The organism is Rubritalea tangerina, assembly GCF_042683245.1.
GTDB classification, from domain to species: Bacteria; Verrucomicrobiota; Verrucomicrobiia; order Verrucomicrobiales; family Akkermansiaceae; genus Rubritalea; species Rubritalea tangerina.
In genome coordinates this window covers 1-12,618 of the sequence record NZ_JBHUJB010000035.1, presented here as the reverse complement: position 1 = coordinate 12,618, position 12,618 = coordinate 1, and the positions used below count along the sequence as shown (strand labels likewise).

The 12,618-nt window shown below is 49.3% G+C and carries 11 protein-coding genes; 4 read left to right on the top strand and 7 right to left on the bottom strand.

What is annotated here, in order from left to right; translation table 11 throughout:
- Positions 1–123 precede the first annotated feature (123 nt).
- From ACFSW8_RS08280 to ACFSW8_RS08255, 6 genes are all read right to left on the bottom strand, one after another.
- Positions 124–873 (bottom strand): vWA domain-containing protein, encoded by a 750-nt coding sequence (locus ACFSW8_RS08280; RefSeq protein ID WP_377177934.1) that lies wholly within the window; start codon positions 871–873, stop codon positions 124–126.
- Positions 874–896: 23 nt separating this feature from the next.
- A complete protein-coding gene (locus ACFSW8_RS08275) occupies positions 897–2,615 on the bottom strand; it encodes an ABC transporter substrate-binding protein (protein WP_377087121.1) in 1,719 nt (572 codons plus the stop codon).
- Positions 2,616–2,617: 2 nt separating this feature from the next.
- Entirely contained in the window at positions 2,618–3,508 is an 891-nt protein-coding gene (locus ACFSW8_RS08270; protein ID WP_377087119.1) for an ABC transporter ATP-binding protein, read from the bottom strand.
- Between the two features lie 3 nt (positions 3,509–3,511).
- Positions 3,512–4,357, bottom strand: a complete 846-nt coding sequence (locus ACFSW8_RS08265) for an ABC transporter permease (RefSeq protein WP_377087117.1) — start codon at positions 4,355–4,357, stop codon at positions 3,512–3,514.
- 81 nt (positions 4,358–4,438) lie between these two features.
- Positions 4,439–5,488, bottom strand: a complete 1,050-nt coding sequence (locus ACFSW8_RS08260; protein WP_377087114.1) for a putative urea ABC transporter substrate-binding protein — start codon at positions 5,486–5,488, stop codon at positions 4,439–4,441.
- Positions 5,489–5,568: 80 nt separating this feature from the next.
- Complete coding sequence (locus tag ACFSW8_RS08255) at positions 5,569–5,739, bottom strand: DUF1427 family protein (protein WP_377087112.1); 171 nt, start codon at positions 5,737–5,739, stop codon at positions 5,569–5,571.
- 81 nt (positions 5,740–5,820) lie between these two features.
- Between ACFSW8_RS08255 and ACFSW8_RS08250 the strand changes: the two genes are divergently transcribed.
- A complete protein-coding gene (locus tag ACFSW8_RS08250; RefSeq protein WP_377087110.1) occupies positions 5,821–6,303 on the top strand; it encodes a DUF1802 family protein in 483 nt (160 codons plus the stop codon).
- A gap of 133 nt (positions 6,304–6,436) precedes the next feature.
- On the opposite strand, the gene ACFSW8_RS08245 is transcribed toward ACFSW8_RS08250, so the two are convergent.
- Positions 6,437–7,297, bottom strand: a complete 861-nt coding sequence (locus ACFSW8_RS08245; RefSeq protein ID WP_377087108.1) for a hypothetical protein — start codon at positions 7,295–7,297, stop codon at positions 6,437–6,439.
- Positions 7,298–7,533: 236 nt separating this feature from the next.
- Here ACFSW8_RS08245 and ACFSW8_RS08240 point away from each other — a divergent pair, with 236 nt between their 5' ends.
- The 3 genes from ACFSW8_RS08240 to ACFSW8_RS08230 all read left to right on the top strand — a co-directional run bounded on the left by ACFSW8_RS08240 (position 7,534) and on the right by ACFSW8_RS08230 (position 12,190).
- A complete protein-coding gene (locus ACFSW8_RS08240; protein WP_377087105.1) occupies positions 7,534–10,089 on the top strand; it encodes a DNA translocase FtsK in 2,556 nt (851 codons plus the stop codon).
- Between the two features lie 196 nt (positions 10,090–10,285).
- Positions 10,286–10,603, top strand: a complete 318-nt coding sequence (locus tag ACFSW8_RS08235) for a hypothetical protein (protein WP_377177932.1) — start codon at positions 10,286–10,288, stop codon at positions 10,601–10,603.
- Between the two features lie 213 nt (positions 10,604–10,816).
- Positions 10,817–12,190, top strand: coding sequence for a DMP19 family protein (locus ACFSW8_RS08230; RefSeq protein WP_377177930.1), 1,374 nt, complete (start codon positions 10,817–10,819; stop codon positions 12,188–12,190).
- Positions 12,191–12,618 lie beyond the last annotated feature (428 nt).

The window sequence follows — 12,618 nt, the reverse complement described above, 5'->3', positions numbered from 1 at the left end:
GTGAGGAAATAGTTCTTGTTGGTCGCTTCTTTCGTGAGGCTCGGGTTATTTTCTGATCAATTACGTTCTTGATCAGAAAAATGGCCTTTCGCAAAAAATGTCGATTACTTAGCAGACAGCACGCTAGTGTGCTGAGAATTCTTTAGGGTCTGAGAATGTGTTTGTTTCTGCGGCTACGGCTTCGAATGCTTTGATAAGTTCATCGGTGTTAGAAGCTGTTTGGTAGTCGACGAAGCGGGTGTCATTGAGTTCGTGGTCATCGACGTGGAAGCCGACGACGTGGACTTGGATAGCTGTTTGGAGAACGGCTGAGGCGACGAGTCCTAGTGGGGAACCATCTGAGGACTCGCCATCCGTGACGATGATAAGGTGGTAAGCGCCTAGTCCTTTTTGTTGGGAGGCCTGCTTGGTCATAGCGAGGACGGCACGCTTGGTTGACGCGAGGAGTGGGGTTCCACCGCTTGCGTGCGTGGTGCTAATGAGTTGGGTGAAGGCGTCTCGGTTCTCAGTACCGAGTTTGAGCTCAGAGTCACGGTTGAGGAAGAGGAGTCCGAGGTTGTGCTCGGCTGGGAGTGTGCGGGCAATTTTTTTCAGAGCTTCTTTGGCTTGTGCAATGCGGCGTCCACTCATCGAGCCACTATCGTCGAGGACGACGAGGTAGTTTTCGGTCATGAGGTTAGGGGCTACGGTATCGGTCGCCGGTGGCCAGACTTTGCGGGAGCCTTGGGGGGAGTCCGACGCATCACTGCGTAGCTCGAAGGTGGCTTCTGAGTAGGCCTCTTTCTTTGAGCTAGAGTTATCGCATGATGTATGGAGCAGGGCTGCGAAGCTGGCAGCTGAAGCTAGCGCGAATTTTTTATAGATTGGTTTCATTGGGAAATGAGAACGCATAGGGTTTAGAGTCCGAGTGGTTCGAAGACTTCAGCTTCAGCCTCTACTTGGACGAGGCGGAATTTGACACGGCGCATACGGTTCCATTCCTCTTTTGTTTTAGGGGCATTGGATTTATCGATGTCGCCATTGGAGTCGAGTTTGAAGTTTGGGTGGACGATACCGTGGCCGATGACACCGAATTGTGATTCATCGATGACGAGTTGATTGGATTTGGCGAAATCCATGAGGCTTGATTTGACGGCATTAGCACGGCTATAGCTGAGGTTGAGAGCCGCTTGTTTTTGTTTTTGGAGGACGATGGGGGCGGCTTTTTGTTTGTATTTATTTTTGAGGTAGCCGAGTGGGTCTGAGTGTCCTTCGACGGTGAGGATGGCGCCGCCGTAGATGGAGATAAGTTCGAGAGCTTTCGCAAATTCTTGTTCGTACTGTGAGGCTGGGAAGTTATTTTGGCCTGGTTGGAAGTAGATTTCGAAAGAATAGAGTTCGCCTTCTGAGAGTGCTCCTTTTTGTTGTTTTTTTCGGAGGAGTTCGTCACGTTTAGCGGCATCGAAGGTGGCAGCTTTTTGTTCGGAGGTATTTGTGAGGCCTTGTTTGAGGGCGTCGAAGTTGATGATGTTAGAAGTGATTTTGTGTTTACGGGAGAGGAGACCCATGGTGACGAAGTCTTCTTGAACTTTATCGCTGACTTGGAGGAGGTTTCTGCCGTGTGGGCTATTGAGGAATGCTTTATTTTCTGACCAAGTGGCTTGTGCGGCATCTTTATACATGCCGAGCATGTCTTCGGTAGCGGAGGGATCATCGAGGAGGATTTGCGCTCCGCGTTTGAGTGTGGCTGGGTCTTGGTTTGCCATTTTTTTGGCAAGTTTTTCTCTGGCGACGAGCATGCCATTTACGAATTTTTCGACTTCTTGTTTATGTTGTGTGGCGAAGGATTTGCGTACGGCGTAGACGTCGTAGATGACATTGGAAGCTGACTTGGTAGAGAGCAAGATGTGCGCACCTTTGATAGATCCTTCAGCGCCAGAGCCCACGGTACCGTCTGAAGTGGCCGCCAGAGCTTCTGGGATGATACCGAATGCGGCATCTACGCCACTGCCCTCGAGAGCGAGGATGGGGCTTTTTGAATTTTCATCGACGAGGAAGAGGTCGGGGCACCAGACGACTTTGACATCTTTGATTGAGAGGCCGGCGCTACGGAGGATGGTGGACATATAATCGACGTGTGGTCCGTAGGCTTGGACGGCGATTGTGGCGCCTTTGAGGTCCTTGATGGTTTTGATATGTTGTTTCGCGACGAGGGCGTCACCACCATTGGAGCGAGAAAGAAGGTAGATGACCTCAAACTCAGTGGCTGGGTCAGTATTGAGCAATTCTGAAGCGGCATTGAGCATACCGACAGTGCCGCGCAGGAAGTTAATTTCGCCTTTTTTATAGAGCTCGACTTGTTTTCTAAAGTCGTCTTGGCGGAAGAGTTCGATCGTGAGGCCTTTGGAGCCGAAGATTGAGTTAGGGCTTGTTTTGAGGCCGCCGTTAGCTTCGATTTCTTGGAGGTCGGCGCCCCAAGTGATCATGGGGACGCGCCAATTTTTTGAAGTATTAGGAGTGCCTGTAGGGGCTTTAATGACCTCGGTGAGGGGTTGTTGTGAGAGCTGGGCGTGAGAGAGGCTCAGGGAGGCGATGAGGGCCGCGGAAGCTGAGGCAATTAGGTTGCGTAGTTTCATGGTTAGTGACTAGAGTTATTTTCTTGTGAGTTGAGGGTGCTCCACGACTGTGGGTGGCTGAGGTCGAATTCGGTAACGTGCTGGAGGTGTGCTGGGTTAAAGCCTTGGTGGCGGATACTTTCTACGAGTTCGGCAAATTCGGCGGTTTCTTTAATGTGTGTAGATGTTGGCTCTTTATGGAGGGGTCTATCCACTACAAACTTTGCACCTCTTTGGAAGTCTGCGCCTCGGTCGTCGGTGTAGTACTGGGAGAGAACGAGCAAGCGGGTACCTAGGAAGCATGCTTCTTCGAGGTCGTGAGTGACAAAGAGGATGGTGAGTTGGTATTTTTCCCAGAGTTCAATCAAGAGTGTTTGCATAAACTCTCGGGTGCCGGGGTCGAGGGCACCGAAGGGTTCATCCATCAGCAAGATTTCGGGTTGGGTAATGAGTGCTTGGATGATAGCGACACGTTGTTGCATGCCCCCTGAGAGTTCGTGTGGGTATTTATTGAGGTGTTTTTCTAACTTAACTTTCGTGAGGAGCTCGATGGCGTAGTCTTTAGCATTTTGGCGTTCTTGTTTTTTCCAGAATGGGATTTTGAAGTATGGTCCCATGAGGACATTCTGGAGGACTGTTTTGTTAGGGTAGAGGGAATATTTTTGGTAAACGACGCCACGAGTAGAATCTGGGTGTCCTACTGGGGTTGATTTAATGGTGAGTTGGCCGCTGGTGGCGAAGTCTTGACCGAGGATGAGTTTGAGCAAGGTGGACTTTCCGCAGCCTGAGGGGCCGACGAGGGTACAGAATTCGCCTTTATGGATTGTGAGGTCGATATTATCGAGGACGAGGAATGGCTCACCGTGTTTTGTAGGATAGGACTTATAGATGTCGTTGAAGTGGAGCGTTTCCATGATTTAGCGTTTGCTGGTAGCTTTGTACCACTTGAAGAAGTGGTTAGTGGTGAGGCGCAAGATGGTATCGGCGAGAAATGCGAGGAGGGTGATCCAGAGGACGTAGGGGATGATGGTGTCCATGGCCATGTAGCGTCTGGCTTGGAAGATTCTATATCCGAGGCCTTCACTAGAAGCGATGCCTTCGGCGACGATGAGGAAGATCCAGCCGGCGCCGATGCTGAGTCTTACTGTTTCGATAATTTTGGGAAGGAGTTGTGGGAGGACGACTTTGTAGACGAGTTGCCATTGGTTGGCGCCGAGCGTCATGGTTTTGATAATTTGTTCTTTGGGGATATGTTGGACGTAGAGTGTGAGGTCACGGGTCATGAGGGGGAAGGTACCGATAAAGATGAGTGCCACTTTGCTGGTTTCTCCGACACCGACGGCGACTAACAAAATAGGGAGTATGGCGACTGGTGGGATGAATGAGAGTGTGTTGACGAAGTTTTGACCTAGCTCACGTCCGGCGGGGAAGAGGCCGAGGAGGATGGCTAGAATAATACTGACGAGGGCGGCGAGTGAGATACCTTTGAGGAGGCGAACGAGGCTATGTTTGGTATCGTCCCAGAAGACGAGTTCTCCGGTTCTACGATCCGGAACAGTCATGAGGGATTTGGTTTTTTGAACCATTTTTGACCAGCTTGGGGTAAGCTTGTCGTTAGGGTTTTCGTCTAAGCGTTTTTTTGAGAGATGGGAGTAGGAGAAGATGCAGATGAGGAAAGGCAGGATGCCGAGGAGCCAGCCAAGTTTACCTGGTTTGGCAAAGATTCCGAGAAGCAATGGGCTACGGTGCTTAGAAGAAGCCATTTGGGTGAGGAATGGGGCTATGGTCTGAGCAGGCCCACTCTGATCTGGAGAAAAGAGTGGGTGCTAGAAGTGTGAGGTGAGTTACTTTAGGAACTGGGCTGAGAAGCGAAGCTTCACGTTTTCTTTATCGCCGATGATAGAGCCATCTGGGAACTCAATACCAATAAAGTCTTTGTTAGGAGCATCTTTACCGAAGAGTCCTTTATCGTAGGCGAAGGTGCGGACGAACTCCATGGTGGTTTTCACTTCATTGGATTTGAAGAACTTGGCAGCATCAGCTTTGTTATAGAACATCTCGGTAGTGGCGAGTTGTTGTTGGTAATCCTCGAGTGAGCCACCGGCGCTGGCTGCGATGATTTTCATGGCTTCGGGCTCATTTTTTTGCATGACAGCCATGGTTTCATACCACGCATCTGTAAGGGCTTGTTTGAATGCGTCATTGGACTCGGTTTTTACGAGGAGGGTGTCGATGACTTCTCCGGGGATCATGGAGGAGTCGAAGAGAACCTTGGCGCCGGGTTGTGATTTGATAGAATTCACGATTGGATTCCAAGTGACGACATTGGCTGAGTCACTGGCGGTGAAGAGGGCCCCGAGTTGTGCGTCTGAGGAATTGGTGACTGTGAGGTCTTTTTCGGAGAGGTTATTTTCTTGGAGGGCGCGAGCGAGCAAGTAGTGGCTGACGGAGAATTCCACGAGGTTTATGGTAGCGCCTTTGAGCTCTGGGATGCTCTGGGCACCTTTTGATACGATGGCATCATTGCCGTTGGAGAAGTCTGTTGGGAGGATGAAGGTGGAATCGACACCACCGACAGCAGGCATGGTAAGAGCGTCCATGTTTGTGACGCTGACGCAGTCGTATTCGCCTGAGGTGTAGAGATTGATAGATTCTACGTAGTCGTTGAGTTTATCGACTTGGATTTCGATGCCGTGTTTATCGGCATGTTTTTTGAGGATACCGGAATCGACCATATAGGCGATGGGTTCCCAGCCAGTGTATGGGCTCCAGGCGAGTTTGAAGGATTTTTGATTTTCTGGGTTTGTGGTAGCGGAGTTTTCATCGTTACTTGAGCAACTTGTCAAAGCGACACCGACACAGACCGTTAGGATTTTTGCAATATTCTTAGTCATAGTGATAGGTGGTAATTAGGCAAATTACCGACCTACTGCAATTATAATAAGACGTTTGAACTGTAACTCGGAGTTGGGAGTTATGAGAAGAAGCTTTTGAGGATCCACTGATAGAGGTGGCCGCCGAGGTAGATTCCGAGAATTCCGATGATGCCTGGGAGGACGGGGGGTGCGGGGAGGGGAAGTTTGACAGCGGAAAAGATGAGGCCAACGAGGAGGCCAGCGAGGAGGGCAAGGAGAATCTCAGACATAGTATTCGAAAGGTAGCTTTTGGGAGGATGGGCATCTAGCAAAAACTTGAAATCGGAGAGATGTCAGCGTAAGTCGCTGTTATGGCAGTGGCATTCAAGGAATGGGCGAGTGTGTGTGAAGCACTGGGCAGAGGGGAGCAGGACGTGATCATCCGCAAGGGAGGGATTCACGAGGGACGGGAGGGATTTCAGTTCGAGCACGAGAGGTTTTACCTTTTTCCGACCCTTTTCCACAAGCAGGTTGGGCAGGTCAAGGAGCTTGCGCGGCATTGGGCTCCTGATAGTGAGAAGAAAGTTTATGAGGTGGGAGAGTTGGTGGAGATCCGATACTGTTGTCGGGTGCTGAGGGTGGAGGCATTGAGGGACTGGGAGCAAGTGATGGCCTTGGATGGTAGGCATGTGTACGCCGAGAGCTTGGTGCGGGAGAGGTTTGAGTGGGAAGGGAAGGGGATGCTGGCGGGGGCAATCAATGTCGCCTATGTGGAGACTGAGGAGTTAGCGACGCCACTCGTGGTTGAGTACAAGAAGTCTCACGGTGGGTGCAGAAGTTGGGTGGAGGTTTAGGCGCTGTGGACAAATTGCTTCACTGTGCGAACAGGAAGAAAATGAGGTGGAAAATCACTTAGCTATGTGAGCGCGTAAAATGGCTTTGAGGCTGATTTGGCACCTCACTTGGTATCATTGGGTTGTGATGGGGTTATTTGTTTGGGATGACCCAGGCGTCTAACCAGGTTTGTTGGGATTGTTTGAAGCCCATTTCGATGAGGCGTTTTTCCATATCTGGGAAGTGGGCAGCGCCGTAGAAGATGCCAATTTTTTGGGTGCCTTCTTTGATTTGGTCTTGCATGACGGCGAGGCATTTGAGGTTGCGGTCATTGATGATGACATTATCGCCGGTCATGGCGGCCATTTGTGCATCTCCTTCGCCGAGGGTATCGACGAGTTGGAGTTTTAGTTTGTTGGGGTCACGGGCGATGAGAGCCATGATGAGGCCCATGGAGCTAGGTTCTTTACCGGAGGGTTTGGCAAAGGCTTGTTTGAGCATGAAGCTACCGAGCGATTGTTTTTTTTCTTGGTTAAGTTTGTGGAATTCTTCGATGGTAAGGTCGGCGTGGATGAAGTTTTCTGGGCTGTAGTCGACGAGGTCTTTTTGGCCTTTGAGGTCGAGAGCGGTTTGCATTTTTTGGAATGCGGTATTGAGCATGCCGAGTGCGCCATTGGGTTTTTCGCCATTTTGTGGGATGGCATTTCCGGCGCCGAGGTTTTCTCCGCCGATCATTTCGAAGAGGAGGGCGGGGTAGGCTTTAAATTTTTCGTTGAGGGTGGTGTAGTAGTTGGCGTCGCCGATATGGACGGCACCGATGAGGTCGACGGTGGTGTCACCGCGGGTATAGCGCGTCACAGCGGTTTGTAGTTTCGTGTTGGTATCGCTGCGGGTGACGCGGATGAACTCGGTGGGGGCTGGTGCATCGAGGGCCTCTACTTCAGTGGGCTCAGCGGAATGCGCGAACCAGGGGGTGAAGAGGCTTAGGAAAAATGGGATGAGTTTCTTTGGCATGACGATGCCTGAGTATAGGCCTGAATGGTAGAGAGGTCAAAAAACATTGGGGCTTCTATAAAGAGGAGGGATTTTACGACCTCAGGATGAGGAGGTGGGTAGCTGGGAGAGGGGGGCGGGCTTTCCGTGCGTCCTTAACAATAAAGGAATCCTAAGAATTCTCGCTTGCCATGAGGGGGATAGGCTGGGATGTTGGGGAGTCGGGTTCTCCCCAAAGACAGGAACCAGAAGCGAGTATGGCAGCAAAGAAGAACACGGTGCGCGGAGAAGAGCCTGAGAGCAATTTGCCTTCATGGTTCAATGAGGTAGCGGGAATAGCCCTGATAGGTATTGGGGTTATCTTAACATTGGCGATGATTACCTACACGCCGCATGACATGCCTATATTGGGGATTGGTGGGGTTGAGGACAATGAGCCGAACGTGCCACGAGAGAACTCGATCGGAGTGGTGGGGGCATTGCTGTCGTATTTTGTACTGATTGTATTTGGGGCAGCGGGGTATTTGTTACCGATTGGGATGGTTTGGTTAGGGGTGGCGTATGCCTTCATGGGGGCGAAGTTTTCGCGGCGCACGGTGATTGGTTTATTTTGTCTTGTGTTGACGGGTTCGTGTTTGCTTGGGGTGACGGAATTTTTGACTGGGTGGGCGCAGCGGAACCACATCATGTACCCGGGAGGTTTTGCTGGGTATGGGATTGGCACGAAGGTGTTGGAGGCATTATTGAACAAGACAGGGGCAATCATATTGTTAGTTGTCTTGTATTTGATTGGGACAATCATGCTCACGGGCTTGAATCCGATTCAATTTACGAAGGTATGTTGGGCTAAGTTTAAGGAGTGGAAGGAACAGCGAGCGAACGACAAAGAGCGTCTGGCTGAGAAGGAAAGTAAGCGTGCGGCTCGTGAGGCTGAGCGAGTGGCGCGTCAGACTGAGCGCGATGCCGCAAAGGCGGAGGCGAAAGAGAAGGCAGAAGCTGAGAAGGCACGCGTGAAAGAGGAAAAGGAGAAGAAGGCGGCAAAGGCGAAGGAGAAGAAGGAGAAAGAAGAGAAGGCGAACCCTCAGGTGGAGATGGATCTCAAGGAGATTCCAAAGCCACAGATTATTGATTCATCGCAGCGCAAGAAGCCCAAGTTAGATCCGGGGGCTAAGCCATTTGAGAAGAAGAAAAAGCAAGATGGCATTTCATTGGCGACGGATGGGTATGAAGATTACGAGTTGCCTGGCTTTGATTTGTTAGCGTATGACGACTCTGAGCCTGAGCAAGCAGGAGCGGATCAAGGTGAGCTTCTGAGTGTGCAGAAGACGATCGTGGACACACTGAAGGCATTTGGTGTGGATGTGACGGCGGGTGACATCACACGCGGGCCGACGATCACACGTTATGAGGTCTACCCTAGCATGGGTTTGCGAGTGAGTCGAATTACTCAGTTAGAAGCGGACATTGCTAGGGCTACGAAGGCGGAGAGGATTAACATATTGGCACCGATTCCGGGCAAGGACACGGTGGGGATTGAGATTGCGAATGATGACAAAGTGGCAGTGCCACTGCGGGAGTTGCTACAAGACGATTCCTTTACTTCGGCGAAGAAGAAGATTCCTTTGGCTTTGGGTAAGGACGTGTATGGGAACACGGTGATTGGTGACTTGGCTGCGATGCCTCACTTGTTAGTGGCTGGTGCCACAGGGGCAGGTAAGTCGGTGTGTATCAACTCGATCATCACCTCTATTTTATTTAAATTTAGCCCGGATGAATTACGTTTCATCATGGTGGACCCGAAGGTGGTGGAGATGCAGGTGTATAGCCAGCTACCGCACTTGGTGGTGCCTGTGGTAACCGATCCTAACAAGGTGGTGGCAGCATTGCGCTGGGTGGTGAACGAGATGGAGAAGCGCTATCGTTTATTTGCGAAGTGTGGGGTGCGGAATTTCGACAGCTTTAATAACCGTCCACGTCCTGAGAAAGAGGAAGAGCCGGTGGTGGAAGCTGAGGTAGCTGAAGAGGCAGAGCCGGAAGAGGAGCCTGATCCAGAAGTAATCGAGTCGATAGCCAGAGCGCTGGAAGATGGAGAACTGGGACCTAGTATGGTTGACGAGGATGACGCGTTAGATTTAGAGGATGAAGAGTCTGAGATACCGGATCGTTTCCCCTATATTGTGGTGATTATTGATGAGCTAGCAGATTTGATGCAGACGGCGCCAGCGGACGTTGAGATGAATATTGCTCGCATTGCGCAGAAGGCGCGTGCGGCGGGCATTCATTTGATCATTGCTACTCAGACTCCACGTGCGGATGTGGTGACGGGAATCATCAAGGCAAACATTCCGAGCCGAATTGCTTTCCAGGTATCATCGGCGCTCGACTCACGGGTGATCTTGGATACGAAGGGGGCAGACAAGTTGGTGGGTAAGGGCGACATGCTGTATTTACCACCTGGCTCAGCAAAGTTAGAACGTGCACAGGGGGCATTTGTTTCCGATGAGGAAGTGGAGGCGATTGTGGACCATTGTGCTAAGCAGTCAGAACAGAAGTTTGAGGAATCAGTGCAGCAGAGTATCGACAGTGGAGGTAGTTCTGAGGAGGGTGATGATAATGAACTTTCCGATGCCGATGAGGAATGTTTGTTGAAATGTATTGAGGTGATCACCACAGAGCAGAAGGCGAGTACGTCATTGCTGCAACGCAGGTTGCGCCTCGGGTACACACGTGCTGCACGGATGATGGATATCCTTGAAGAGCGCAATATGATTGGGCCTGCCGACGGCGCGAAGCCGAGAGATATTTATATCTAGGGCTGTGGGGATTTACGAATAGGTATAAGGTAGAAAAGGTCACAGCAATTTTTGTATCTAACAAAGCATTGCTTGTGATTCTAAATGTAAGTTTTTCCGTTAGATTATAGATAGGTTGTTGGTTATGAGATTGAGATGTTTTATCATTATTACGTTGTTGTCCTCGATTGCCTATGGGGAGGATTTTTTTTTGAGTGTGAGTGGACAAAAAGCTTACTATGGAAAAATAGATAGAGGTGGCAAAGTTGAAATTAGAGACTTGCGAAGCGACGCGCTAGTTGAAGATGCTGATAAGTGGTATTTGGGGAGATTGCGAAGAATATTACAAAGGCAGCATGAGAGGAGGGGATATAAACGTGATATTTCTTATGTAATGTTTGTTCCGAAGTATGCAACTGAAGATCATACCGTTCTGCATAATATTAGAACTTCAAGTCGTGGAAAGTACCTTTTCGGTACGAAAGGATATACACTCAATGAATTACGTCAGGGACTAGCTGAGATAGAAAAGTAATTGCTCAAGAAGTCGTAGTGTTCATATAAGAACTCTTCCATTCAATGTTGGAAGATCAATGCTTGGTTTTTAGGTGTTTGCTGTGGTTATACAGTCGGATTCAGCAGGCGCAGGAGGGACAGTGGTTCCCTGCTTGTGTGCGTGTCGTAGTGTAGGTATTGTTTTGATAGTTAGAGATTGGAAAGGCAGAACCAACGTAGATAACCTATAGACATGATTGAAGAAATTGAATTTACTCTATCACCTACTGGTGATGAGCCTAGGCGTCATGAACGTTATTTGCCTAGCAATGAAATTGATGGGCTATTACAAGCTTTTCCAAGTCTACATTCTTATCCGAGAACACCAGCAGGCTATATTACATATAAAGGTGACTACAAATCTGACTTGTCAGTGAGTGTGTTAAAATATTTCTCGGGCATAGGTCGTAGTCCACACTTTGGTAATGAACGATTGAAACGTAAGCCTTTGTCGTTTCCTGTGACAGGAACGAGGTTTTTTACTACAGCTGAAATGGAGGGTGCCGCATACTATAAAGTCGATTCTGATCTAGAATTATCAAGCATGGATCACGCTACAATACAGAAGGTGTCTCAGTTAGTTCTCGAGGCAAAAAAATTACCTAGTAAGCCTCTCATAGGTAAAGTTGCAGGAAGATCCCAAAGAATTATCTGCAACGAAGCCATGGTAGATCTTCTGAAAGAAAAGCATTTCAATGGGTTGAGTCTAAGCCCTGTAGCCCTGAACGGGAGTACGACTTATAAAATATTCCAGATTGAATCTTCAGTTTTATGTGGCCCTCTGAAAAACAACTTAGTTGATGGTGTTGGTCAAATTACATCCGATCATCTCAGTTTAAAAAGCTTACATATAAGCGATAAATTTTACCCTCCACTGTTGCAATATGAACATTCAGAACTAGAGAGACTGCAAGGTGCTGACCTAGTCTTTACAATGGAATCTTTAGGTGAAGTCCCTCATGCTTTAGAAGAATATTCAGATATCTACAAATTCCAACACTTACTGTGTTCTAAGCGATTTCGAGACTGGGCGGTTAGTGAAAGTTTGCCTCTCACCTTTACCCCAGTTCAGTTTGGTGAAACGCTGAGGACTGATAACGTGTTGGCGAGTACGAAAGTGGAAGATCCACATGCTCGTAGGGTAAAATTGTCGGAGGAAATTGCAGCCAAAATCGATCATGATGACGCGCGAGTTGGTGAGTTGAGCCCGAATGAGAGAGCTGTCTACTGTTTGGAGCGTTTGAGTGTTCTGGTAAACATGACAGGAGCGGATAAATTTTTCGACTCCTCAGTTGGACCTTTGTACCTTCCTATCACAGAGGGGCTGAAAGTGATCGGGGCTGAGGGTATGCTGGAATATTTGCAAAAGTCCAAAGAGATCTGTCTAGAAGGGCTGGAACCAAGTGAGCAGAATATCCTCGATGCTGAGCTCGAAATTGCTGAGCGTGTGGACGCTGCATCTGAAGAGCTAAATGGCTTGTTTACTAACTATGTGGAATCCGAGTTTCATCATAAGCTTAGAGAGTTTGAAGATGCGCTGGTAGCGTCACAAGAAGTCATGGCTTGAGCAGATGTTGGTTTATTCTGATCAATGGCTATAATCTGAAGATCTTTGTCAGGCATTGCTTTCAGGAGAGAGGGGCTCACTGTGGATGCGTGAGCTTTGTCCAAGAGGTGGTTTGTGATTGAGGGCCTAGGCCGGAAGATTTGAGGAAGTCGTCGAGGGTAAGGATGGGGCCATGAGACAAGTAGGAAGTTGTGAGTGAAGTGGATGCAGCTGGACAGTGCCATGACAGTTTTTAGCTGTTGTGGGGATTTGCGATCCGTATGGAGTGGCTCATAGGGGAGGTGGAATAAGCCTACCTGCTTTGAGCTGTTTGCCGTGGCTATAGAGCTGGATCCTGCAGTCGCGGGAGGGACAGTGGTCCCTGCCCATGCGCGTTCACTTAAGCATAACTGATTGAAAATAAGTAAATAAAAAGCTTGCAAAGGTGA